Origin of the sequence: Niastella vici (assembly GCF_002077945.1) — a bacterium.
Taxonomy (GTDB): domain Bacteria; phylum Bacteroidota; class Bacteroidia; order Chitinophagales; family Chitinophagaceae; genus Niastella; species Niastella vici.
The window spans coordinates 280,035-306,095 of record NZ_LVYD01000124.1; the positions used below are offsets into that span (position 1 = coordinate 280,035).

Genomic DNA, 26,061 nt, shown 5'->3' on the forward strand with positions numbered 1-26,061 from the left:
GCACAACTTTTTTGAAATATTTAATATGAGTCTTGCCACTTATAAAAAGAAAAGGTCGTTCAATAAGACACCCGAGCCGGAAGGCAAAAAGAAAGCCAGTGCCGGTTCGCTGCATTTTGTTGTACAGAAACACGATGCCACCCGGCTGCATTATGATTTCCGCCTTGAAATGGAAGGTGTGCTGAAATCATGGGCCATCCCCAAAGGCCCTTCGATGAACCCTGATGACAAACGGCTGGCCATGATGGTGGAAGACCATCCGTACGATTATAAAGACTTTGAAGGCATTATTCCGCCCGGCAATTACGGGGCCGGCACAGTGATCGTTTGGGATGAAGGCACCTATGAACCCATGAATTTTGAGGGCGATAAAAAGAAATCAGAGAAACATTTGCTGGAACAATTACGCAAAGGCGACCTCAAGATCAGCCTACACGGGCAGAAATTAAAAGGCGATTTTGCCCTGGTGCATATAAAAAGCAGTGAAGACAATGCCTGGCTGCTGATCAAGAAACACGACAAACACGCCAGTAAAACCGATGTCACCAAAAAGAATAAATCGGTTCAATCGGGTATGAAGCTTGAGCAGGTGGCCAAAGAAAGCACCCATGAATGGGTAAGTAATAAAAAAAGCAGTACGGCGAAAAAAAGCAAACCCAGACCCGCCAAAGCCCCGGCTAAAAAAGCGGCTACGCGTACATCAGCTACAAAAAAGCAACCCGTTAAAAAAAAACTCCCAACCGAAATAAACGATCTTATTAAGCAGGGTAAACGGCAGCCCATGCCCAAAGGCATTATTCCCATGCTGGCCACGCTTACCGACGACGCATTTGATGACAAGGACTGGATATTTGAGATCAAGTACGATGGTTACCGTGCTGTGGCCTATATCAACGATAACGACGTCACCATCATGTCGCGGAAGAACCTTTCTTTCAACAAAAAATTTCCACCCGTAGTGGAAGCTTTGCAGGAACTGGGACTGGAAGCTGTTCTCGATGGCGAGATCGTTGCCTTGAATGAGGAAGGCAAAAGTGAATTCCAGCTTTTACAACAATGGCAAAAGACCGGTGAGGGCGAACTTATTTATTATGCGTTTGACCTGCTATGGCTTAACGGCTATAATTTAATGGACCTGCCCCTGTATGAACGCAAGGCAATTCTGCAGCATATATTGCCCGAGCACCCTATGGTCAGGTACAGTGACCACATTGAACAAAAAGGAAAAGAATTTTTTGAAGCGGCTATACAACAGGGACTCGAAGGCATTATGGCCAAAACGATTGACGGCCCGTATACCCCAACAGTACGCACCCGGCAATGGTTAAAGATCAAAGCCAACCAACGGCAGGAAGTGGTGATCGGGGGCTTTACCGAAACCCGCGGCAGCCGCAGTCATTTTGGCGCCCTGGTGCTGGGCGTGTATGAAAAAAATAAACTGATCTATATAGGACATACTGGTTCAGGGTTTACTGAACAATCTTTAAGCGCTGTTTATAAAAAGCTAAGACCGCTGATCACTACTACAACTCCTTTCGCTCAGAAACCAAAAACCAATATGCCCTGTACCTGGGTGAAACCGGTTTTGGTTTGTGAAGTGAAGTTCAGTGAATGGACAAAAGATAATATACTGCGCCAGCCCATATTCATGGGTTTGCGGGAAGACAAAAACGCAAAAGACGTACACAAAGAAAAAGCCATTCACACCAATACGGCCGTAGCTGAAGGTGAAAAAGAAAAGGAAAGCGTTTCCAAAAAACAAACCCACACTGCCAAAAAGATGCAAACGAAATCTGCTAAAAAGAAAACCGGTTCCGCTCCCACAAAGACAGCCACCTCAAAGAGACCTGCTATTTCGTCTACATTGCCCGATGCCCTGTTGAACGACACCGATAAGGAACAGGTGGTTATTATCAATAAGAAAGAGCTCACTTTTACCAACCTCGACAAAATATACTGGCCGGCCGATAAGATCACAAAAAGGGATCTGTTGAACTATTACGATCGCATATCACCATTTATACTGCCCTATATGAAAGACAGGCCGCAATCAATGAACCGCCATCCCAACGGCATTAACAAACCCAGCTTTTACCAGAAAGATGTTACCGGTAAAGTGGCCGACTGGATCGAAAAGCATGATTATGTAAGTGAATCAGACGGAGAAAAGAAACAATACCTGGTGTGTACCGATGAAGCATCGTTGTTATATATGGCTAACCTGGGTTGTATTGAAATGAACCCCTGGCACAGCACTACTAAAAAACCCGATAACCCTACCTGGTGTGTTATTGACCTCGACCCGGGCAACATCTCATTTGATAAAGTGATTGAAACAGCGTTGGTGGTTAAACAACTGGCCGATGAACTGGAAATAGATTCTTACTGTAAAACATCAGGCTCCACCGGTTTACATATTTATATTCCTTTGGGGGCGGCTTATGATTACGATCAGTCGAGACAGTTAGCCGAATTACTGGTTACCCTGGTGCACACCGAGATCCCCTCATTCACGAGCCTGGAACGAAGCCCGGCCAAAAGAAAAAATAAGATCTACCTCGATTATTTACAGAACCGCTCTATTCAAACCATTGCAGCGCCTTATTCGCTGCGGCCAAAAGCAGGCGCTACCGCCTCTGCTCCTTTATATTGGGATGAAGTGAAGAAGGGTTTAAGTATACAGGATTTTACCATCGAAAATATGTATAGCCGGGCGAACGAAGCAGGCGATCTGTTCAAACCCGTACTAGGGAAAGGGATCAATCTTAATAAAGTACTCGCCAGGATCGGAGGTCTGCAAAACAAATAATTTCTTTTAGCTTGACTTCTTCATCTTTTGCGGCATTTTCTGCGGCTGGTTTAAAATGCCTTTGACAATACTGTGCGAAGTATGCAGCCCACGTAACTGGTTCTCGAGCATATACTGCAATTCACCGGCAGGCAACTGCTCAATTGCCCTGCTGTAAATAACCTGAATAGCTTCTTCGCCCTGTTCGCTGCTTTTCAGCATGTCGTAAATATTGGGGCCCGAAAAGGAAACCCCCATTTCTTTCCATTGGTTAAACAGGTCACCGAAGGTGAGCTGCGGTAATGGCTTTTTTAACCCAGGGTGATTGCTCTGTAATTGTTCCAGCTGCTGGCGAAGTGCAAAACTGTTTTGCCGGCTTTGGTTGGCCAGTAAGGCAAAGGAACCCCGCAACTCCAGGTTAAAAATGAAATTCAGAAAAGACGCCTCTTCATAAGCCTTAGCCCGTTCGCGGTTAATTGTAGAAAGGTCATTTAAAATTTCCGCTATTTGTTGATATTCCACAAGCGTGAGGTTTTGAATTGTTAATAAATAATCATTCCAATATCGTTCTATAGACGTGTAATTCAACGCCCGCAGGCGACAATTACTGCTGTTTAGTCAATCATTAACAAAACACGCATAGGATCACTACTAATTTAATGAAAATTTTTCAGGAAGATGACAGTTGAAAATGAGAAATGAAAAATTTAAAATGAAAAATGAGAAAGTATCAGGACGCTGCTTTCCGGCGACCGCCTCCTTTCTCTTTTTTCCCGCCGAGGCTGGCTTTCAATTGCTCCATAATGTCTTGCGAGCGGGAATGCACCACCCGTAAAGTAGGCGCTGTAATCTTCTTGCCTTTTGCTTTATCCTTGATCAGCTTCAACAGATCTTCGGAATAAGTATCCTTAAAATGTGATATATCAAATTCGCCCGATAACTGGTTGATCAGGGCGATGGCCATTTTCAATTCTGCCGCATTGCTCTTGGTTTCTTTAATATCCAGCTCAGAAGTATCGCGTATTTCCTCACCAAAACGTATCTTATTCAACACCAATATCTTTTCATGCGGCTTTATGAGGCAAATACTTTCTTTATTCCGCAACACATAGGTGCCCAACCCCACTTTACCGGTTTCTTCCAGCGCATCACGCAACAGGTTATACGCTTTTACCCCATTCTTTTCAGGCGCCAGGTAATAGGGATTTTCATAATACATGGTATCTATCTCCGTTTCATCAACAAATTCGGTTATGTTAATGATCTTTGTCTTTTCGGGCCGCACTTTCTGAAAGTCCTCATCGGTCAGTACCACATAATGGCCATCCAGATTATAACCGCGTACAATGTTCTCCCAGGCAACCTCCTTGCCCGTATTTTCATTCACCCGCTTGAACCTGATATTGGCATGGTCCTTTTTATCAAGCATATCCAGGTCAAGCTCACTGGCTTGTGTGGCGCTGTATAATTTTATTGGAATGTTTACTAACCCGAAACCGATGGCTCCGGTCCAAATGGCTCGCATAACTGAATTTTTAGAAGTGCTTAAACTTTTATGCCAGTTGAGATCCCCTTCCCAAAGTGGTAATATTCTTTGATCTGATGAGTTGGTACCAGGCTGCTGAACACATTTGGTAAGGCCATTATTACCAGTAAAACGCTGCAATTGGGTATTTTTTTACGCAGGTTTTGTGGCCAGATGATTGTAACCACAACGTTGATACTTGTTGCAATTTAAATTATAGAGAATGAGATATTTATGCCTGGCAGCAGACTATGACGGAACATTAGCGACACACGGTAAAGTTGAACAACCGGTTATTGATGCCCTGAACCGGTTAAAAGCATCTACCCGCAAATTGATACTGATCACCGGCCGTGTACTGGACGAACTAAAAACCGTTTTTCCTGAACACGAATTGTTCGACCGCATTGTGGCAGAGAACGGGGCTCTTTTGTATAACCCCGACACAAAAGAAGAGCGTTACCTGGGTGAGCTGCCACCTGCTTCCTTCATCAATGAATTATACCGCCGCCGGGTAGAACCTTTGTCGATCGGAAAAGTGATCGTGGCCACCTGGGAACCGCATCATACAACAGTACTGGAGACAATTAAAGAGGCCGGGCTTGAACTGCAGGTGATCTTTAACAAAGGCGCGGTAATGATCCTTCCGGCAGGCATCAACAAAGCAAAAGGCCTGAAAGAAACGCTGAAAGAATTGAATATGTCGTTGCACAACGTGGTAGCCGTTGGTGATGCAGAGAACGATGGAGCCATGTTACAGGCAGCCGAATGCGCAGTAGCCGTTTCAAACGCTTTACCGGCCGTTCAAAACATGGCCGACTGGGTAACTGACTATGCGCATGGCAAAGGCGTTATTCAGCTTATAGACCGTTTACTGGAAAATGATCTGGAGAACCTCGACGGCAAATTGATCCGCCATTATCTGCCCCTGGGGCAGCAACTCAACGAAACCTGTTTTGGGATCAGTCCGTACGGCCCTAACATCCTGCTCTCCGGCACTACCAAAAGTGGTAAAAGCACCATGGCTACTTTTATTCTCGAAAAGCTGATTGAGAAACATTACCAGTTCTGTTTAATAGATCCTGAAGGCGATTATGTTGACCTGCCTTCTGTTGTGCGCATCGGCGATAACGTGCATCAGCCGGTGCTGGAAGAAATGATGTCGTTGCTGGCCAATCCCATGCAAAGTGTGATCGTATGCATTCTGGCCGTTCCGCTCGAAGACCGGCCCCGTTTCTTTAACGGCTTATTATCGGCTTTATCGCAAATGCGCAGGGAAATGGGCCATCCTCACTGGATACTGGTCGATGAAGCCCACCACATGTTACCGGCGCCGGCAAATGCATCGTATTATGCCATTCCCGATGAGTTTAAAAACTGCCTGTTCATTACCGTTTCCACCGAAGGCATGAATGAAGCCATTCTGAATAAAACAACCCTTCTGATCTCTATGGGCGATGATGCCGCCAAAGCCATCGGGGATTTCAGTGCCTTCAGGGGTATTCAATTGCCCGGGAACGCCGTAACGCCCTTACAGAAGGGCCAGGCCTGGGTATGGGATGTGGAAGCGAGACAGGAACCGGTGCTCATAAACACGGGTACCCCGGTGTACCTGCAGCAACGGCACAAAAAGAAGTATGCTACGGGCGATATGGATTATAACAGCTTTTATTTCAGGGGCCCGGAAGACAAGCTAAGCCTGAAAGCCTACAACCTGGTGATCTTTACGCAAATGGCGTCGGGCATTGATGAGGAAACCTGGCTCTTTCATTTAAAAAGAAAGGATTATTCGAACTGGCTGCGGAATTCGGTGCACGATGTAGAACTGGCCGACCTGGTTGAGGTGGTTGAGAAAGACGAGAAGCATTTCCGGGATTCCCGAAAAAAGATCGTGGACCTTATAAATGAACGATATACAGCATAATGTGCTATTTCCGGTTAAAGCCTGAACCGGTTGGGCCGATTTGCCAATAAGGGGAAAATCTGAAACTGTTACCTATATTCCATGCTCCACGGGATTAGCCAATTAGCAAATTGGCATCCTTCTGCCAGCTTGCCCGGCCTAAAACCGGTGCCAAAAACCGCTTTTAACGGAAGCGCCCGAAAATTTAAATTTCATCAATTAATGTTTGCCAGCTAATAAGGCTAAAACACGCAAACCACTGATTGTCAATAGGCAAATTTAAACAAATTATAAATTCGGGTTGGCAGCCTCCAGGATTATGGCCGGTGTGATTATTTATCCTAATTTTGGTTTGTACGCGTTCCGGGAAACTTTACTTACATATCCCATTATACTACATGGAACCGACCCATTAAATTCTGTTAGAACGAAGCGACGTACACTACCTATTAAATTCGGCTTGCAACCTGTTGATTCTTCTTTTTTGAAACATTAAAAAAGGTGGAGGATATTAGTATGTATTCGTATTCATTATTAGAGCCCGGCTGTTATTATTTGATACAGGAAAAAGAAGACGAACCTGTAACGCTTATTAAGATAACGGTAGAAACTGACCAGTGCCTGTACATAACCCAATATGAGGATATGCCGGTACTGGTGTGGAAAAAGAAAGCTGATCCGATTTTTGACATCCTGGAACTGCTGAGTGACGACAAAGTCAAAGAGTGGGAAGCTGTTTACAACGACAGCCAGGATGCCTATTATGAGGAAGAAGACGACGAGTAAAATTTTTACTCTGTAAGATAGAAGGTTTAAAGTAGTTGACTCACTTGATGAAATACGCTTTAAAGAGAAATTTCATGTAAAGTGGTAACAACTTTAAACCTTTTTCTTTTCTGTTTATCACAAGGGGAAACCCTTTACTTTCTAACTGGTTTTTCGTAAGTTTGCTTTAACCGGTCACCTTATTGTTTCACTGTAATCCGGGATTCAATTTGGCTAACCGGCGGTAAGCGCCTGATACCACTCCATGCAATTTTATACCGCGTTATCAGGTAAAATCTTTACCGGTTAAATAAGTAAAAGTTTAACACTTGCCATACGATAAAAACGGTTGATCTTACGTTATGTAAATTACAAGCGTTATGAACCAAGCCCAGGACGACAAATACGGCCATACCCGAAAAGTGCTGCTGGTTATATTGAGCATACTGGCAGTAATTCCCTTGGCCCCATTAATCAACCGCTACATTCCACCATTAGTACTTGGCGACTGGAACCTCGATCTCACCGTTTCCATTATTCTTGCCGCTGCACTTACTTTTACAACCCTCCGGCTGTTCCGTTTTTTATTGTTACCTGCTGTAGGGTTATTGATATTGGTGCTCATTTACAACCAGCTTACCAATGGCTACGGCTTTGGTAATATGCTCAGGGATTATAAAACCATGGTGCAGAACAACTGGGGTAAAAAGGAGCAAAAGGAAATTGACCTGGTTTTACGTCCAACCTTTTTTGACGGACCGCTTACCAAAACGGTTAAAGCGCTTCAATCGAAAGTGATCGCCACCGATTCTTTGGTTAGAAATTATTCAGTAAAATATTCGCTGGAGTCGTTCGATGAATATTATCCCAAATATGGGTCGCAGGTGCGCCTGTTATCGCTGTTCAAACATATAAACAGCAACTTCAAGTATGTATCCGATTCGGAAAGGGATGAATATTTCGCCACAGCCAGGGAAACCATCCAGAATGGCCTCGGCGGCGATTGCGATGACCATACCCTATTGATGGTAACCTGTATGAAGGCCATTGGCGCTCATTGCCGCATGATACTCACCGACGGGCACTTATATCCCGAACTGCTGTGCGGCGACGAAAAACAGTTCGAAATGATGCAACAGGCCGTAATTCACCTGTTTGGCAATGAAGCCATCGACAACATGTATTACCACGAACAAAACGGACAATACTGGATCAACCTCGATTATACCGCCCGCTATCCCGGCGGCCCGTATGTGAGTGAAACTGCGTACGCAATTATTAATCTGTAGGGGGAAAAGAAGCCGGTTTTTAAGTTTATAATTTAGTTGGAACTAACAAACTTAAAAACTAACAAACGCTATAATCAGAAACTATCCCCTCACGTAATCAGGAATGCTTTTATTGTACTGATTTTCCATAAAATCACTGACAGGTGGGGGCGCTTTTATGCCTTTGATCAGAAATCCGCAGATCGCTACGGGAAGCGCAATCAGGGAAGATAAATAATACACAAGGAAATTATCGGCAGTAGATGAAGTGCCCGGTAAAAAGTAATCGAAGATGTAAATAACAATGAAAGTGCCGTATTCGAACAACAGGGCCGCACAGATCAGTAATAATCCTTTTGCATGACCGGTGAGCCTGATCTGCTGCAGTTTCAGGATGATCTCCCAAACGATAACACCACAAACAATGAGCAGCTCAATGCCCAGCACATACTTGAGTGCATCAGCGGTAAATCCATTGATCATACAATTTACCAATGAAACCGCCAGCAAGGCTGGCGCTACTATTTTAGTGAACTTTTTAACGGCCGCATCCCCGGAAGAAAAGTAAAAGACCGCAAGCACCAAAGGAATATCGAACAGGTTATAGATAACGGTAAACAGCTCTAAAGCAGCTGTAGACACAGGCAGGAATTCAACGAGGTTTGCCACAGCACATACCAGCCAGTACAGGGCAAATAACCGGAACGGCACTGCAGACCATAACTTTTTCCCTATCACAATTAACATAGGTACGAAATACAAGCCCACCGCCAAAACAGAGATCATCTGGTATATTATACTTTTCAAAATCATGCACGGAATTACCTCTAAATCGTGAAAGTACAGCAAAATATTGCACCTGGCATGTTATTCAGTAATTGTACTTTTATCTCATTCTGCATAAAATACTATGCTTAAAACCATTTCTACACAATCGTTTGCATAAGGGGAATTGAGTATTATCAGGCATTTGGCGGCAATTGTACTTCTTCTATCGATTTAGCAATTGATCAGCGCGTGTACAATTGGGTTATATCTGTATCACACAACCGATATTTCTACTTAGTGAGAGCCACATATTACAGGGTATAATTACCCCGCATGCATTGTGCGTACTTTCTTACCATCATTTTATGTTATTAGTCACGGCGAAAAAGGGCCCGTAAAATTTCGGAAAGGCGGGGTGGTCAATCTGCGACGGTCCAAAGCCCTTATTACTGTGTACCAAAGTCACTTTCCACCACTCGACATCGTAGTTTTACTATACCACTAACTGGTTATTCACCACGCCCCTATGTGCTTTAAACTATGAAAAACGTAATAACTGAAGATTTTAAATCGGGCATATTTGCTCTATGAATTAAAGAGTTTAACATATATTTTTGATTTAACGATCAAATGATCGAAAAGTAAATAGTAGTAAGTTTTTAAAAGAGGTTTCAAAATCCAATATCCGGCCACTGTCCAATATCAAGTGAAAAAACCAACATTTCAAAAAAACGTAATATTTACGTATGTAGATCGTATCCGAAAAACCGTTCACAGTTCAATCCAATTCCTGATTTAAAAAACCAAGATCCAAGTTAAATCCTTAGAAAAACCCAGTCGATATCCTGAAAACCCGTAGCCAAAAACGTGTTTTACCTTTGAAATAGAAATCCGATACCGCTGAAAACTTCACATTTGGTAGGTCGACTGAAAAAATTACAGAGCCTCTCGATACATCGGGAGGCTTTTTCTTTAAATTCATGCCATGAAGCATAAACTTACCGTTCTGATAATTACACTTACCACCCTTTTATCGTGCAACGCATACTGCCAGCCATTGAGCACTGCCGATTTTGAAAAAGGGATTGCCCAAAAAAATATACAATTACTCGATGTACGAACAGCCGATGAATATAATGGGGGCCATATAGCCCAGGCATTACAGGCCGACTGGAACAACAAAGAGCAGTTCAAAAGCCGGGTACAGCATATTGACAAATCGAAGCCGGTATACGTTTATTGCGCCGCTGGCGGCCGCAGTAAGCAGGCCGCCGATTGGTTTCGAAACAACGGTTATAAGGAAGTATATGACCTTGCCGGCGGATTTGTGAAATGGAAGGCCGACGGCAAACCGGTTGAAGGCATGCCCAACACAAAACCCATGAGCCTGGAAGCCTTTAACGCCGAAACAGGGGCGGCTGGCCTGGTGCTGGTTGATTTTGGCGCTGCCTGGTGCCCGCCCTGCCGTAAAATGGAACCGGTGTTGCAATCGCTGCAGCAGCATATGGCCGGAAAATACAGGCTGGTTAAAATTGATGCCAGCGTTGATACCGACCTCATGAAACAGGTAAACGTGAGCGAAATTCCCACCTTCATATTATATCAGCATGGTAAGGAAGTATGGCGAAAAACGGGTATCGTTGATGAGAAAGAGTTGGAGAAAGAACTAAACAGGTGATTGCTGATTTCGTGATTTTTGGGATCTTGAGATTACTTTTTATACAAACGCTCTTCAATATTCTGAATTCCCGCATTTCTAAATCCCGAAATCTCTAAATCAGTAAATCTCAAAATCTCTTAAATTGGGGAACTAACCCAAAACATCAACATCCATGAGCATTCGCTTCTCTATCCTCCTGTTCCTGCTGAGCGGCCTTACCTTCTTTTCTTCTGCCCAAACTATTGAGCAGCTAACGAGCGGGCAGGCGGTATCAATAAGGGGGCTTTCCCCGGTCAATGATGAGGTAGTTTGGGTAAGCGGCAGCCATGGCACTGTTGGCAGATCATTAGATGGCGGTAAAACCTGGCAATGGATCATTGTAAAAGGATTCGAAAAAACAGATTTTCGCGATATAGAGGCTTTTAATGCGCAAACAGCCATCATTATGGGCATTGCCGAACCAGCCATGATATTAAAGACCACAGACGGGGGGGAAAGCTGGAAAGTGGTCTTTACCGATTCAACCAAAGGCATGTTCCTCGATGCCATGGATTTTTACGATAAGAAAAATGGCGTGGTGGTGGGCGATCCTGTAGATTCAAAATTCTTTATTGCCAAAACAACCAATGGCGGCAATACCTGGCAAAAAACGCCGGCCATTATGCAATCCAATTCTGCGCCGGGTGAGGCCTGCTTTGCCAGCAGCGGCACCAACATACATTATTTCCGTAACAAGGATTTCCTGTTCGTAAGCGGGGGCACGCTCAGCCGGTTACACGATGATGCAGGTGGCCGTATAATACCTATTATTCAGGGAAAGGAAAGCATGGGCGCCAACTCCATTGCCGCAAACTCCGATGGCCCGCGCGTAAGCAATACATTCATTATAGCCGGTGGCGATTTCTCCAATGACAAAGACACCACGCAAAACTGCGTGCTCACCCATGATGGCGGTCATACGTGGATACGCCCCACTACCCCGCCCCATGGTTATCGCAGCTGCATTACCTACATCACCAACAAAAAGCTGTTGTGTTGCGGCACCTCGGGGGTTGACCTTTCAACCGATGGCGGCATTACCTGGCGTTTGATCAGCGAGAACGGCTATCATGTATGCCGGAAAGCAAAGAATGGGAAGATTGTTTATTTAGCCGGCAGTAATGGACGAATTGCAAAATTGATATTGTAGGTACAGGTTACAAGTTTCAGGTTACAAGAAAAATAATGAAACTGCTTCTTCACCTTGCAACCTGTAACCTGAACCCTGTAACGGCTATATTTGCCACCAGCGACTCACTACATTTTACCAGCTATTTTTTAAACATAAAATACACTGCTCCCAGCAACAAGGCAAAGCTAACCAGGTAGCGCCAATGAAAAGGCTCATTTAAATACAAAAGGGCAAATGCGGTAAATACTACCAGCGTGATCACCTCCTGGGTCATCTTTAACTGAAACCCGTTGAAGCCATTGGTAAAGCCCCAGCGATTGGCCGGCACCATAAGGCAATACTCAAAAAAAGCAATGCCCCAGCTTACCAGTATGGCTTTCCACATAGGCACATGCTGCTGTTTTAAATGACCGTACCAGGCAATTGTCATAAAAACATTAGAGCATATCAGTAATAAGATCGTTCGCATAAGTCAAAAATAAAGATGATTGCGGTAATATTTTAACTAATAATATTTCAGTAATTTGAATAAAACTACTCACGATGATCTCGGGCAAAATTGAAGCAGCTTTAAACCGGCAGATAGACCTGGAAGGGTATTCTTCGATGTATTACCTGGCTATGGGTTCCTGGGCTGAAGTAAAAGGATATAAAGGAGTGGCGCAATTCCTGTATCACCATTCTGACGAAGAAAGAATGCATATGCTCAAGTTGTTCCGCTATATTAACGACCGCGGCGGCCATGCTATTGTTCCTCCTTTTGCCGCACCGCAGAAGGATTTTAAAAACATCCGCGAGATCTTTGATATCGTTCATTCGCATGAAGTAAAAGTATCGAACGAGATCAATGCGTTGGTTGAATTGTGTATCCAGGAAAAAGATTACACCACTCACAATTTCCTGCAATGGTATGTTACCGAGCAGATCGAGGAAGAAAGCCTTGCCCGTGAGGTCATTGATAAACTGAACCTGATCGGTGAAGACAAAGGCGGTATGTACCTGTTCGATCGCGACCTGGCAACCATGGCCGGCCAACAAGGTGGTGGTGGAAAGAAAGGCGCACATGGGCATTAAATACGAATAACACCTAAAATATTAAAAGCCCCGGTAGATACATCCCCGGGGCTTTTTAATTTTCAACCACTATTTCAGTAATGCCTCCTGAAAAGTGGTCTTTACAGTAGTGTATGGATTCATGGCTATGGAGAGTTACTGTAAAGTAAAGTGCGGCGAAATTAGAGATTGTTATCATAAGTGTGGGCACAAACTAATAACTGCGTCGTTTTGGCTAAAATCCGTGCAATTTTAGCTAAAATTCGTGCAGCCGGAACCGTACGAACTACTGTTCGTAATTATTCGACTCCACTCAGAACAAAAAACCCTCCCGGTATACCGGGAGGGTTAAGAAAATACTATTGTCGCGCTTCCATAATTCGCTAATTCAAATTCCTGAAGTCAACCGGCACCAGCTTGCTCACACCAGGCTCCTGCATGGTTACCCCGTAAATGACATCCACGGCGCTCATGGTTTGCTTGTTGTGCGTAACAATGATAAACTGGCTCTCCTGGCTGAACTTGCGGATCATTTGCGTGAACTTACCCACGTTGGCATCATCGAGCGGCGCATCCACCTCATCGAGGATACAGAACGGCGCCGGCTTAATGAGGTAGATCGCAAACAACAACGCTGTTGCCGTTAATGTTTTCTCCCCTCCACTCAGCTGCGTGATCGAAGACGGGCGTTTACCTTTGGGCTTGGCCACAATATCGATACTGGTTTCAGCCAGGTTCTCAGGATTCTCCAGGATCATGTCGGCCGAATCGTCTTCGGTGAACAAAGCCTTGAACACCTTCTGGAAGTTCTCGCGCACCTTGTTGAAGGTATCGAGGAACTGCTGGTTGGCCGTGGCTTCCACTTCCTGTATGGTTTGTAATAAACTGTCTTTTGCTGATACCAGGTCATTTTTTTGTTCCATAATGAACTCATACCGCTTTTTCATTTCCTGGAACGCTTCAATGGCCGTGGGGTTTACTTCACCCAGGTTCTCGAGGCGTTTCTTCATGCGGTCGCCTTTCTCCTGCAATTCTTCAACCGGCGTTTCGCCTGTACGGGGCTGATCGATGATATCATCGAGGTTGATCTTGAACTCCACGCTCAACCGCTCTTTCATTCCGGCCAGTTGCAGTTTCAACTCGTTCAGCTTGTCTTTTATTTCGCCCAACAAATGCTCGGTCTGTTCTCTTTCTTTTGATTTATGACGCAGCTCGCTTTCTTTTTCGCTCAATGCATTCCGGATGTTATAATAGGTCTGGTCGGCTTCGTTGAGCTTTTTCTCTTCTTCTTCCTTGCGGCGCATCATATCGATCAGGCCGTTTTCAGCAGTGCTCAGTTGTTCTGCGCTTTCGGTGATATTTTCCAGCGTTTGCTTTAACTGCGATGCATTTGCCTCTACCTGGTTGCGCAGGTCGACCAACTGTTTGCTCTTGAACTCCAGCTCCGTTTTCAATGAATTGATCTTACTGGTTTGCCGGGTCAATTGCAGGTTATATTCGTTGAATACCGCCTGTGCGTTGTTGTATTCGCTTTCAGCCGATTTGTATTCGCCCTCTACACTCGTCAATTGGTCTTTTAGTTCATTCAACTGGTTCACCAGTTCCATCCATTGCTGGCGGGTGCCAGAGATAGAGGAGGTGGTTTCTTCCAGGTTCATCTGCAATTCTTCGAGCCTGTTTTGGGATGAACTTTGCAAACCGTGCAGGTTCTCCATTTTGTTCTCGAGGGAGAACACCTGGTTGGTAAGCGTATTGATATCGGCCTGTGCCTGTTTAATAGCAGTATCTTTCAATTGCTCGTTGTACCCGATCACCTCGTTGTGCTTTTGCTGAATACCGTCTTTCAGCCCCTGTACAATGCCTTCCAGCGCTACGATCTCTTCGTGCAATTTCTCCAGGTTCTTTGCCCGGCCGATCTTTTTACCTTCAAACAATCCAACGCTTCCGCCGGTGAGCGAGAATTTGCCTTTTACATATTTACCGGTTTTCTCCAACACCACTGAGCCATTGCTGGTACTCAGGGCGTCATCGCTTTCGGCAATGAACACATTGCCCAGTAAATATTCAGCCAGCTGACGGTATTGCGCATCCACTTCAATAACATCCATAGCGGGGATGGTATTGGCGGGTGCATGACCGTTCTCCTTATCGCTGCGTTCGTTCAATTTATCGAGCAGGAAGAAATTCGCTTTACCCTTTTTGTTATTATCGAGCAGGTGCACAGCCTGTAAACCTTCCTGCAGGTTGTTCACCACGTAATAGTTCAGGTAAGGTTCCAGCACATTTTCAACGGCTGCGCGGAATTCTTCCTTTACATAAATGATATCTGATAAAATAGGCGCGGTATGGTTCCAGCCCGGGTTGTTGTGCAGGAATTTCACACTTTCGGGGTAGCCTTCCATGGAGTCGATCAAACTTTTCAGCAGATCGCGCTCGTTCTTTTTGGAATCCAGCTTTCTGCCTTCTTCAGCCAGCTGCTGGCGCAGGCCTTCCAGTTCGCCCTGTGTTATTAAGATCTGTTCTTTGGTTCTTTCCTGATGTTCCTGTAACTGAACCAGGTCTCTTTGTCTTTTTTCCAGTTCCTGCTCCTTCACCATCTTTTCTTCTTCCAGTTGTTTTAACTGGCTGTAGCGGGCTTCGCGTTCCTCTTCTATCTGGTTGATGGCTTTTTGCACGTTCTGGATAGAAGTATCGGCAACGGCCACTTTCTTTTCGGCATCGAACTGGTTGCGTTGCAGGCTCAGGTTCTCGGCTCGCAGTCGGTCTACATTTCCTCTCATTTGGTCAAAAACACTGCGCTTGGTTTCCACCGCCTCTTTATGCTCTTCAACCATTTGTTCCAGTCCTTCCAGTTTGCCCTGCTCCTCGCCTACCTGTATGCGGGTATATTCAATACTGTCTTCAATTGATTTCAGTGTGCCTTCGCTTTTGTTCAGGAACTCCTGCAAGCTGGTTTCTTTCTCTTTCAGGAAGTTCAGGCGTTGAGAAGCCAGGTTCTTTTCATTTTCTTTGGTGCGCAGCGTTTGCAGCAGGTCGTTAAACTCGTGTTGCATGCTTTGCAGGGCGCGTTCTTTTTCAATGAAACCTACTTTCTCCTGCTCAATCACCGCTTCTTCATTGGCGATCTCGGCATCGAGCCTGATCTTTTTGTCGGTCTCTGTTTCTGACTGGCTGTTAAGATCGCGATACGTGAGGTTAAAGCCTTCGAGGGCTGCTTTGGCCAGCTCGATGCTCAGCTCACGGTATTCCTTCTTTATTTCGTAGTATTTCTCTGCTTTTTTAGCCTGGTTTTCCAGCGTCTTCAACTGGTTGTTGATCTCAAACAACAAGTCTTCGATACGGGCCAGGTCCTGCTCAGTGGCGTCAAGCTTTTGCTTTGCTTCTTTTTTGCGGGTTTTATAGATCGTGATACCGGCGGCCTGCTCCAACATGCGGCGGCGGCTGTTCTCTTTATCTTTAATGATCTCGTCAACCATACCCAGCTCAATAATGGCGTAGCTGTCGGTGCTCACCCCGGTATCCATGAACAGGTTCTGGATATCGCGCAAACGGCATTGCACATCATTCAGGCGGTATTCACTTTCCCCGCTTTTGTAGAATTTACGGGTAACGGTGATGGTGCTGAACTCGGTAGGCAACAGGTTGCGGGTATTTTCGAAAGTAAGGCTTACTTCGGCTAAACCACTGGCCGACCGGGTTTTAGACCCGTTAAACACAAGGCTTTCCAGGTTTTCACTGCGGAGGTGGCTGATCTTTTGCTCCCCGATAACCCAGCGGATACTGTCAATAATATTACTCTTACCACATCCGTTGGGTCCGATAACACCCGTAATACCCTCATCGAAATGGAGTACGGTTTTATCAGCGAAACTCTTGAACCCTTTGATTTCTAAGCTTTTTAAGCGCACTTGATCTATTTTTTTATGGGAAACAACAAAATTAACGAATAGGGATACAAAATAGTGCCGGATCGCCTATTAGGGCTCAAAAGTTGTGCACTTTTGTGGAATAAGGCCTGTGAAATTGTGTTTATAAATGTTAATATCTTGTGGGTATCCACCGGGAATAAGGCCTCACTATCCAATACCCGTTTGAGGTTTACACATTAATGGTTTTGTGTGAATTAATTGATTACTAATTGGTAAGCTTTCTGTTATCCACAGCGGTAGGCTGGCCTTATTTTTCCATTGTTACCTCGGCTTTCTGTACTAACTTACTGGTAGAGACTGCCATATTCACCAAAAACTAATCAATCCCATTTAACTATGATCACCAGAAACTGGACAGGCGTTGTAAAACCTGAACGGGCTGAGGAGTATCTTGCTCACCTGCAGAACGATACGTTGAAAAAATTATCTGCCATAAAGGGTTTTGTGAATGCGAGCATCCTGCAAAGGGTGGTGACCGACGGAATTGAGTTTTTAGTGGTAACCTATTGGGAAACCATGGATGCCATTAAGGAATTTGCCGGCGAGGCAGCCGATATTGCGGTGGTGCCGCCCAATGTACAGGAATTGATGGTGCGCTACGATCCGGTTGTAAGACATTATGAAGAAGTAGTGACTTTGGCTCCGGTTGAAGGGTGAAGTCAGGTACCAGTTACCGGATACCAGTTGCCGGGCTTTTATTCGTAACTCGCTATTTTTGCAGGGCCCGCCCCCCCGCCCCGGTAACCGGAAACTGGTAACCGGAAACTATTCTTAACAGCAAATTATACCTCCGGGGCACAACCCGGAGCGGTTCTACATAGTCTATTCCAATACGAGTATTAAACCATCGTATTTTTGACTATAATTTTACTTAGTACATCATGTTGAAGAAACAGCCCATCGTACCCATCAAACAGTTGTTCTTATTGCTGCTGACCATCAGTGGCAGCATGGCCGGCCATGCCCAGCAGGTAGACAGTATCTTCTTCCACCTGTATACCGACAGCCTTAAGAAAGGCACTTATAATTATATTAATGTGGATGGTAAGTTATCGAACGGCCGCTGGCTTCCCCTTACTAATAAAGAGATAGCCTTTTCGGCTTCTGCCGGAAAATTCGATGGCAACAGCCTGGTGATCGATACTGCCTTCAGGGGAGAATCTGTAACGGTAAAAGCCGTACTGAAAAACAATTCAACGATCTGGAAAGAAACAACGATCTATATCAAGAAAGTGGAAGCGGTTGAAAAATTGAGAACAGTAGATGAGATCCTGAATACACCTTCGCCGCGGCGGAACAGAAAGAATTCACGCGGCCTCGTATATGGCACCTGAAAATAAACAAAGCCTCCCGATGCATCGGGAGGCTTTTATTGTAAGACATATTTGTCGTAGTTCGATCCTTCAACTTATTTAGCGGTAGCCAGCTCAGCACGCATTTTCTTGGCGTCATCGAGGAATTTAGCCAAACCGATATCAGTCAACGGATGTTTCAACAGGCCCATAATGGGTTCCAGGGGTGATGTAACAACATTAGCACCTGCCTCAGCGCATTTCACAATATGCAATGGACTGCGGATAGAAGCTGCCAGGATATCTGTTTTATAACCCTGTAACTTGTAGATCAGGGCGATCTGTTTTATCAATTCCACACCATCCCAGTTACTGTCGTCAATACGGCCAATGAACGGTGATACATAAGAAGCACCGGCTTTGGCAGCCAGAATTGCCTGACCGGCAGAGAATACCAGTGTGCAATTGGTCCTGATATTGTTGTCGGTAAACCATTTCAATGCTTTCACGCCATCTTTGATCATAGGAACTTTTACCACAATATTGGGGTGAATAGCGGCCAGCTTTTTGCCCTCTTCAATAATTTCATCAACGTTGGTAGATAATACTTCAGCACTTACATCGCCTACTTTCACTAATTCGCAGATATCGAGGTAGTGTTGCATTACGGCATCTTCGCCTTTAATGCCTTCTTTGGCCATCAGTGAAGGGTTGGTAGTAACACCGTCGAGAATTCCTAATTCGTGGGCCTCTTTGATCTGGGCAAGATTCGCTGTATCAATAAAAAACTTCATGATTATTTTAGATTTATAAATTGCAATGCAAATTTACGAATTTGCTGTGTTTTCAGGCTTATTTGAGTGAAACGAGTTGTGCGAGCTGTAGTATTTTCTAAAGTCAAATTCAAATTCAACCTAATCGTGTGCAGTTCTGACGGGATCTTAAGTCCCAAAAAAATAAAAAAAGGCAGGCGATTTACATCGCACCGCTACAACCACCTACCCTTGCTGCCTTCCGGCCCTGGGGGGGTTCAGCGGGAGCTGGTCGTGTAAGACCTGCCGGGTGCAAATGTAGGAATCAATTAGCAATTAGCAATAGACAATAGACAAAAAATTCAATTTGCTTATATTTAATTGCTCATTGCCAATTGCTTATTGCCAATTGTCTATTGTATCCCCTTCCTACCATTTAATGAGCTTACATGTGTAATTCCAACCAGCTCATCGGCACGGCCGGCCAGTGCACGATAATACACGAGTATAGTATAATCATTTTCCGTATCCCAGAAATTACCTTCTGTATTATCATAGGATGCCGCTCTTTTAGGATCGTTCTGATCAATGGTCACATAATTGTAATTATAATAACCCTGTTTCAGGAAAAGCGTTTTTTCATACACCCGGGTATCATTGTTGAAAACCATTTTTGCAGAGTCGTCGAGATTGTAACCGTTCAACTGCCCTATTAAAAAAAGATCTTTATTGGGAAAAGGCACATTATCGGGCGGAATATAGGTGAACCGAACAGTTGCATAATCGGTTTGCCAGTATGGATTAATGCTCTCTGTAGTTTCAATGGTATACATGCCATCGATATCGCGATAATATACAAACCGCTGCTGGCTTCGGTCAACATCCGGCTTTACAAAGATCTCTGTTGCGCGGGGCGAGTAATTGGCCTTTGCCACGCGATCGCTTTGCAGGCGGAAGCTGCGCAGATCGAGCCAGCGCCATTCCTTGCCACCGGGCATAACGATCTCGTTCTCGGTATTGAAATCAAGTTTTTTACCCGCAAAAAAAGTAGCCTTCACATTGGTAAGGGCATTATCCCAACGGCTATTCTGTAAGATCACTACTTTTATCTGCTGCAAATGGTTCATCACCTGTAAACGATCGCTTAACTGTACCTGGAACGGGATCTTTTGCCACGTGCGGAAGATCTCGCCGTTAAAAGGTTGTTGTATTTGCGCAGCGATGCTGGTTTGATTATCTACTACCAGAAAGCGTTTGGTAAAAGCCACTCTTGATGTATCGCCGTTCAGAAATACTTTCAGAATATAATTGCCCGAGCGCGAAGGGGCACAGTTATTATCAGGTATTACCGCAGAATAATGGGTGTAACGGGTAAACGCAACAGAAGAAATACGATAGGTATTGATGCGTTGATAGGAAAATCCTTTTATGAAATCAAAACTGCTCAGCATGGCGGGCGTCCAGTCGGCATTGCACAACTGGTATGTATAGGAGTAATTCTTAACATTTGCGTCGAGGTCGTCGAAATGCAGTTCAAGTCTTTCGCTACCATTCAGGTTCATCACCGGATACCCCAGCTGATTGCCCGAAACGAATAGTTGAGCGGTCTTTATATTAGGGTAAAAGATGGCTTCTTTCAGTTGCGCTTTTGCTGCCAGGGTAGTTACCAGGCCACCTATAAACAACAGGATAATATTTTTCATATTGAGTGTTTCGTCCCATTAAAAGTAGCAAATAAAAACACCAAAATACAAATCACCCCAACCAAATAGCAGTATTTCAATCTTTTGGAATTTGTTTTTTGTAATTTGGGGCATTATAGTGTTATTTTGATGAACTAAAAATCATGCCGGTTGAATATTGCCGCTTTTATAGCACGGAGAATTGCGTTTAATCAGCAGAAATCGTTTTCCCGTTTTGTTATCAGGTTGTCAATTGCCGCTACTGTCATCAGCGTTACAGTAATGATATTGACATTGGCCTTTGCCAGCGGGTTTCAAAAAACGATCAGCCAAAAAGTTTTTAGTTTCTGGGGACATATCCGCATTCAAAGCTATTATTCAGCCCGGGTGGCCATTGCGGAAGAAACACCCATCCGCCGCAGTGATTCGGTGACCGGTCTTCCTAAATTATATCCCGCCATAAAAACGGTTCAGGCCTTTGCTACCAAGAACGCTATTCTTAAAACAGCCGAATCCATTGAAGGGGTATTGTTTAAAGGCGTGGAAAAGGATTATGATTTTAACAATCTCGCCCAGTTCAGGGTCGATGGCCACTGGCTGCATTTCACTGATAGTGGCTATAGCAACGAAATCATGCTGTCGGCCTACACAGCCAACGTATTAAAATTAAAGCCGAACGACCAGGTGTTGATCTATTTCATTCAACCCGGCGCCCCGCCCCGTCCCCGCAAGTTAAAAGTGGCCGGCATATTTAAAACCGGGATCGAAGAATATGATAAACTGATCGCCATTGGTGATCTGAAGCTTATTCAACGGTTGAACGACTGGGATGCCAGCCAGATAGGCGGTTACGAGATCTTTCTGCACGATTATAACCGCATGGATGAGATCAGTGAAGCAATTGTGGCCGACATTCCCATTGGCCTGCAAAGCAATACAATTAAATACATTTACCCCAGTATTTTCGACTGGCTTGCCTTACAAAATAAAACGATCTGGATCGTGCTGGGCATTATGATCGGCATCGCTATCTTAAATTTAATTACCTGTTTGCTGATCCTGGTGCTGGAGCGTACCCGCATGATCGGGATGCTGAAAGCACTGGGCGCCCGCAATTACACCATACGGGGCATCTTCCTGTTCCATGGCGCCATTATTACTTTCTTTGGCCTGCTGCTGGGAAATGTATGTGCGCTGTTGATTGCTTATGCGCAAAAACAGTTCGGGTTTATAAAACTCCCCGAAGATGCTTATTATATTTCTGAAGCGGCCGTTGATGTGGTTTGGTGGCAAATAGCGCTGGTAAACCTGGCTACTTTTTTAGTTTGCTTTCTGGTTTTGCTGATACCAACGATCATCATTAAACGGGTGCAGCCCATCAAGGCGATCCAGTTCAGATAGTTCAAAGTTTTACAGTTCAAAGTTTACAATTCACAGTTTCCTGGGATTAACCTTAAACTGTGAACTAATTAACGAACTACTGCTTCCTCCCCATATAGCTGGTCTTTGAACTTCAAAGATGGCGATGGAATAAATGCACCCAGTCCCAATTGGTCCCATTTGGCATCAACCGCCCCAATGGTTTTATCATCGGCGACAATGATATTTGGCCAGTCGCGCTGGAAATCGTCGAGCGCGGCCGTTTTAATGGTTCCGTCGAAACCCATACAGGCCCACATTTTACCGGGCATTTGCCGGGCGGGTTCCTGCACCAGTATACTATCGCGGCGGGGATCGAGGTTGTTACAGAACCGCCACAAAGCAACCGGCAGGTCATTGGCATTAACGGTATGTTCTACATACAGGATCATTTTGATGCCTTCTATCATACCGGTAGCGCATAACTGCTGGTGCAGCTCGCGTACATGGCCTTTCCGGTTCTTTTCAACCGAAATAATCAAACAGGGTATATGAATGGCCGGCAGGGCATCGTTGATGATCTTTATTTCAGGGAACTGCTGGTGCACTAATTTTTTATCGAACCGGCTGCTTAATACCGGGAATTCAAACGCGGGATCGGTTTCTTCATCAAATTTGCGGGTTCCGTCAATACACATTTTGCCACCAAAGCCCAGCTTGCTGCAGCTATGATCGAGCACATCCATAGGACCCGATGATAAATTGATATCCGTGGCCGGATTCATATTGGCAAATACATATTCAGCCAGTTTGGTATAATCCTGTATAGTAACGCCTTCATCGGCCAGCACGAGTATCTTGTTAAACATCATTTGACCGGCTCCCCACATGGCATTCATCACTTTTTGTCCCTGGCCGGCGTATTCCTTTTTGATCTTGGTGATAACCAGGTTGTGGAAAACGCCTTCAACCGGCATGTCCATATCAATGATCTCGGGCACCATGGTCATTTTTATAGGCGCCAGAAAGATCCTTTCGGTAGCCTTGCCCAGCCAGGCATCTTCCTGCGGCGGAATGCCTACAATAGTAGCCGGGTAAACCGGGTTCTTTTTGTGTGTAATGGCCGTAATATGAAAACGCGGGTACCAGTCGGGCAATGAATAATAACCGGTATGATCGCCAAACGGCCCTTCCCAGATCATTTCATCATTGGGATCAACATACCCTTCAATCACAAAATCGGCATCGGCCGGCACTTCTATTTCAGGCTGGGTTATGCATTTTACCAGCTCCACTTTTTTCTTACGCAAAAAACCGGCGAGCATGTATTCATCCACATTTTCAGGCAGCGGGGCGGTGGCGGAATAAGCATAGGCAGGATCGCCACCCAGTGCAACAGCCACCGGCATGCGTTTATTCAACTTTTTGTATTCATTGAAATGCCGGGCACTTACTTTATGTTTATGCCAGTGCATGCCGGTTAATACAGGCCCAAAAACCTGCATGCGGTACATGCCTACGTTGCGGATATTTGTATTGGGATCTTTGGTATGAATAATGGGCAGGGTCACGAACGGACCACCATCTTTTGGCCAGCAGGTGATCACCGGCAGTTTGGTGATATCGGGGTTCGCCATGATCACTTCCTGGCAGGCGCCCTTACCGGTTTTCACTTTGGGCATCCAGGATGCAAACTGCGACAGTTTGGGTAATACTTTTAGTTTATCGATAATGCTTTCCTTGGGCGAAGCCAGCAACTGGAATAAACTTTCAATATCCCGGGCCACATCATCGAGGTGTTGAACACCAAGGGCCAGGCACATGCGTTTTTCGCTGCCATACGCATTCATCAGCACCGGAAAATCGTAGCCTGTATTTTCAAATAACAGGGCTTTACCGCCGCCCGTAGTTTTACTGATCCTGTCTGTAATTTCTGCTATCTCCAGTTTGGGGTCTACATAGGTTTTGATACGTACCAGCTCACCAGCCTGTTCCAATGTATCAATAAAATGTTGCTGATTTTTGTATGCCATGCCGCAAAGGTAAGGTAGGAAGAAATGAAAAAGTCCGGAAGAAAGGGCTGTAACCCAATTTCTTCCAGACTGTGTATTGATATTCTCTATATTTTGTTAACTGCGTTTTAACATCACTCAACGCTTTTTGCCGCCCCTTCGATCCGCCAGCTGGCCTGCAGGCTTTCGCTCAGGGTCTTTGGGTCTACAATACCTTCGGGCATCCCAGCTGGTTCCTTCCACCGCGGGTATGGCCGAACGGACTGCCACCGCCATTGCCCGAACCCAATCCGATGTATAATGTGAAACCGGTAAAATAGTACCAGTCTTTATATTTTGATCCCCCGCGTATACTACCGCCGTCGGGATAGGTTGTATTACCGCCTTTTACTTCACCCCCCCGGTAAGCCATTTCTACGGCCTTCAACCCACGCGCCGCGGCAAGCTCTGTTTTATCAAAATATGTTGAACTTACATCATCGAGATAATCAGTAAGCGTTTTACGCACACTTACTTCATATGCCAACACGGTATTATCGCTGATCCTGAATTTCACGCCAAACCCAACCGGTATGGCAAACTGGGTGAGTTTGTAAGGCTTGCGATCGGGATCAATGCCCTGCCCTTCGGTGCTAAGTGGTTTTAGAAAAACCTTATTACCAAGGGAATCATAAGCATATGGATTGAAGTGAAAAACAGTAAGACCGCCGTAAATGAAAGGAGAAAACCTTCTTTCCTCCAAATTTAATAAGGTATACTCCAGCAATAAACTGCCTTCATTGATCTTTGAGAAAAAGCTCAGGTTACGGGCGCGCAATGCCGCATCTTTACTTTTTTTATCATCGCCTTCAATAGAGCCGTGGGTAAACGCTACCCGCAATGCAAAGTTGGGTGTAAGATCATATTTAAGACCGGCGCCAAAAGCAAAATTCGATTGTTGCAGGGTAAACTGATGATCTTGCAGATCGCCCGCATAATTCGATAAACCGCCAAAAAGAGTAACATGGAAACGTTGTTGGGAAAAGGCAACTACCGGACATAGAATGCTCAATAGCAAAAGTTTTCGCATGAAGATTTTTTTAATGAGTGATTTCAGGGAAAGTTTCCAGGGGATACCGGATTAATCAATCATTATAGAAAAGGGTAGATACGAAAAATATGGACCGGGGGTTGGTAAGCAAGTATTAAGCCAAATTAAGTTTTTTGCCCATAGGACATGGGACTACCGGCGTAGTGTATGGCAAAAATAACAGGCAGCCAACTCATTGTCAATACCTGTGGGAAAGTTTTTTGTTACGGGGGGTGATTGGCGGAACTATTTATTCAAAAACCAGGTCGCCAAAAAACTGGCGTAAATGAAAATTAGGTTGCGGCCATTGTATGTTTGACCAGGTCACAAAATGCGGCTCGGGCAATTCATCGCCACATTTATAAAAATTGGCAACACATTGTTGCCCTTTCAGGGATTTGAAATGATGAAAATGAAAAGCGGTAACAGGTATCAGCAGGGTCAATTCCCAGCCAATGGTCTCCTGGTTCTGGTCGTTAGTAAGTACAGATTTGTACTTTATTTGCTGACCAATATCAGTTGGCAATAAGGTGCGGTTTAATTTATCTTCACCATATCCTATTAAATGGGCTCCAATGCAATTGAATTCAAAATTGTAATAGGCCGGTTCATTGGGGAAGCCAATAAAGAACTCCACGCAACTGTCTTTATACACAGGTGAGTTAAGTGTAGTATTGACAGCTCTGATAGATTTTTCTTTTACAAAATATTTTATGAACAGGGCATCGCTGCCATGCGCCATGGAAAACTGCACATCGGGACGGTAAGGGTATTCCCTCCACGGAACATACACCAGTTGCTGCTTTGGCGCTTTGTCAAGCACCCGCGAAATATCGCTCAGGGAAGTATGTTGATCAACTCCATCCAAAAAAGGAACACGCAAATTCATACAGTTGGGCCGCTTCGTTTTTGTTAAATGAAGCTGAAAAATTACTCCATACGGATGATTTGAAAAACTAAAATTGTGCAAACGATTGTTCACGCTGAACGCTTAATGCCAAACGCTAAAGCTTGAATACACCTCTAATGCTACAAGCAGTTACAAGTTGCAGGTTTCAGGTTGCA

At 44.8% G+C, this 26,061-nt stretch carries 20 protein-coding genes and 1 other RNA gene; 10 read left to right on the plus strand and 11 right to left on the minus strand.

The window, feature by feature from the left end:
* The first annotated feature begins 25 nt into the window (after positions 1 to 25).
* Complete coding sequence (gene ligD, locus A3860_RS38705; RefSeq protein ID WP_081155954.1) at positions 26 to 2,809, plus strand: DNA ligase D; 2,784 nt, start codon at positions 26 to 28, stop codon at positions 2,807 to 2,809.
* 6 nt (positions 2,810 to 2,815) lie between these two features.
* Here the strand turns inward: ligD and A3860_RS38710 are convergent, their stop codons facing one another.
* Both A3860_RS38710 and ku read right to left on the minus strand, forming a co-directional pair.
* Positions 2,816 to 3,310 carry a hypothetical protein gene (locus A3860_RS38710; RefSeq protein WP_081155955.1) on the minus strand — a complete coding sequence of 165 codons (495 nt, stop codon included), beginning with the start codon at positions 3,308 to 3,310 and terminating at the stop codon, positions 2,816 to 2,818.
* 208 nt (positions 3,311 to 3,518) lie between these two features.
* A complete protein-coding gene (gene ku, locus A3860_RS38715; protein WP_081156271.1) occupies positions 3,519 to 4,313 on the minus strand; it encodes a non-homologous end joining protein Ku in 795 nt (264 codons plus the stop codon).
* Between the two features lie 223 nt (positions 4,314 to 4,536).
* Between ku and A3860_RS38720 the strand changes: the two genes are divergently transcribed.
* From A3860_RS38720 to A3860_RS38730, 3 genes are all read left to right on the plus strand, one after another.
* The gene (locus A3860_RS38720) at positions 4,537 to 6,237 is read left to right on the plus strand and encodes an HAD-IIB family hydrolase (protein ID WP_081155956.1); all 1,701 of its coding nucleotides are present in this window, start codon (positions 4,537 to 4,539) and stop codon (positions 6,235 to 6,237) included.
* A 495-nt stretch (positions 6,238 to 6,732) separates the two neighbouring features.
* Positions 6,733 to 7,002: a hypothetical protein gene (locus A3860_RS38725; RefSeq protein WP_081155957.1), complete on the plus strand. Its 270-nt coding sequence runs from the start codon at positions 6,733 to 6,735 to the stop codon at positions 7,000 to 7,002.
* Positions 7,003 to 7,361: 359 nt separating this feature from the next.
* Positions 7,362 to 8,270, plus strand: a complete 909-nt coding sequence (locus tag A3860_RS38730) for a transglutaminase domain-containing protein (protein WP_081155958.1) — start codon at positions 7,362 to 7,364, stop codon at positions 8,268 to 8,270.
* Between the two features lie 81 nt (positions 8,271 to 8,351).
* Here the strand turns inward: A3860_RS38730 and A3860_RS38735 are convergent, their stop codons facing one another.
* Positions 8,352 to 9,056 (minus strand): hypothetical protein, encoded by a 705-nt coding sequence (locus tag A3860_RS38735; RefSeq protein ID WP_143774478.1) that lies wholly within the window; start codon positions 9,054 to 9,056, stop codon positions 8,352 to 8,354.
* 946 nt (positions 9,057 to 10,002) lie between these two features.
* On the opposite strand from A3860_RS38735, the gene A3860_RS38740 reads away from it, so the two are divergent.
* Positions 10,003 to 10,695, plus strand: coding sequence for a rhodanese-like domain-containing protein (locus A3860_RS38740; RefSeq protein ID WP_081155960.1), 693 nt, complete (start codon positions 10,003 to 10,005; stop codon positions 10,693 to 10,695).
* Positions 10,696 to 10,849: 154 nt separating this feature from the next.
* Positions 10,850 to 11,866 (plus strand): WD40/YVTN/BNR-like repeat-containing protein, encoded by a 1,017-nt coding sequence (locus A3860_RS38745; protein WP_081155961.1) that lies wholly within the window; start codon positions 10,850 to 10,852, stop codon positions 11,864 to 11,866.
* 121 nt (positions 11,867 to 11,987) lie between these two features.
* Here A3860_RS38745 and A3860_RS38750 read toward each other — a convergent pair whose 3' ends face one another.
* Complete coding sequence (locus tag A3860_RS38750; RefSeq protein WP_081155962.1) at positions 11,988 to 12,317, minus strand: DMT family protein; 330 nt, start codon at positions 12,315 to 12,317, stop codon at positions 11,988 to 11,990.
* A 74-nt stretch (positions 12,318 to 12,391) separates the two neighbouring features.
* Between A3860_RS38750 and A3860_RS38755 the strand changes: the two genes are divergently transcribed.
* Entirely contained in the window at positions 12,392 to 12,922 is a 531-nt protein-coding gene (locus tag A3860_RS38755) for a ferritin (RefSeq protein WP_081155963.1), read from the plus strand.
* Positions 12,923 to 13,284: 362 nt separating this feature from the next.
* Here A3860_RS38755 and smc read toward each other — a convergent pair whose 3' ends face one another.
* A complete protein-coding gene (gene smc / locus A3860_RS38760; protein WP_081155964.1) occupies positions 13,285 to 16,809 on the minus strand; it encodes a chromosome segregation protein SMC in 3,525 nt (1,174 codons plus the stop codon).
* 357 nt (positions 16,810 to 17,166) lie between these two features.
* On the opposite strand from smc, the gene A3860_RS38765 reads away from it, so the two are divergent.
* Positions 17,167 to 17,487 carry an antibiotic biosynthesis monooxygenase family protein gene (locus A3860_RS38765; protein ID WP_081155965.1) on the plus strand — a complete coding sequence of 107 codons (321 nt, stop codon included), beginning with the start codon at positions 17,167 to 17,169 and terminating at the stop codon, positions 17,485 to 17,487.
* A 224-nt stretch (positions 17,488 to 17,711) separates the two neighbouring features.
* Positions 17,712 to 18,164 carry a hypothetical protein gene (locus A3860_RS38770; RefSeq protein WP_216823614.1) on the plus strand — a complete coding sequence of 151 codons (453 nt, stop codon included), beginning with the start codon at positions 17,712 to 17,714 and terminating at the stop codon, positions 18,162 to 18,164.
* Positions 18,165 to 18,238: 74 nt separating this feature from the next.
* Here A3860_RS38770 and fsa read toward each other — a convergent pair whose 3' ends face one another.
* From fsa to A3860_RS38785, 3 genes are all read right to left on the minus strand, one after another.
* The gene (fsa, locus tag A3860_RS38775) at positions 18,239 to 18,916 is read right to left on the minus strand and encodes a fructose-6-phosphate aldolase (RefSeq protein ID WP_081155966.1); all 678 of its coding nucleotides are present in this window, start codon (positions 18,914 to 18,916) and stop codon (positions 18,239 to 18,241) included.
* A gap of 167 nt (positions 18,917 to 19,083) precedes the next feature.
* Positions 19,084 to 19,183: signal recognition particle sRNA small type (gene ffs / locus A3860_RS38780), an RNA gene on the minus strand.
* Positions 19,184 to 19,287: 104 nt separating this feature from the next.
* Positions 19,288 to 20,577 carry a type IX secretion system plug protein gene (locus tag A3860_RS38785; protein ID WP_081155967.1) on the minus strand — a complete coding sequence of 430 codons (1,290 nt, stop codon included), beginning with the start codon at positions 20,575 to 20,577 and terminating at the stop codon, positions 19,288 to 19,290.
* Positions 20,578 to 20,727: 150 nt separating this feature from the next.
* Here A3860_RS38785 and A3860_RS38790 point away from each other — a divergent pair, with 150 nt between their 5' ends.
* Positions 20,728 to 21,957: an ABC transporter permease gene (locus A3860_RS38790; protein ID WP_081155968.1), complete on the plus strand. Its 1,230-nt coding sequence runs from the start codon at positions 20,728 to 20,730 to the stop codon at positions 21,955 to 21,957.
* A 68-nt stretch (positions 21,958 to 22,025) separates the two neighbouring features.
* Here the strand turns inward: A3860_RS38790 and A3860_RS38795 are convergent, their stop codons facing one another.
* From A3860_RS38795 to A3860_RS38805, 3 genes are all read right to left on the minus strand, one after another.
* Positions 22,026 to 23,948, minus strand: coding sequence for a menaquinone biosynthesis decarboxylase (locus A3860_RS38795; protein ID WP_081155969.1), 1,923 nt, complete (start codon positions 23,946 to 23,948; stop codon positions 22,026 to 22,028).
* Positions 23,949 to 24,132: 184 nt separating this feature from the next.
* Positions 24,133 to 24,996 carry a DUF6089 family protein gene (locus tag A3860_RS38800; RefSeq protein ID WP_081155970.1) on the minus strand — a complete coding sequence of 288 codons (864 nt, stop codon included), beginning with the start codon at positions 24,994 to 24,996 and terminating at the stop codon, positions 24,133 to 24,135.
* A 250-nt stretch (positions 24,997 to 25,246) separates the two neighbouring features.
* Entirely contained in the window at positions 25,247 to 25,885 is a 639-nt protein-coding gene (locus A3860_RS38805) for a carbohydrate-binding family 9-like protein (RefSeq protein ID WP_081155971.1), read from the minus strand.
* Positions 25,886 to 26,061 lie beyond the last annotated feature (176 nt).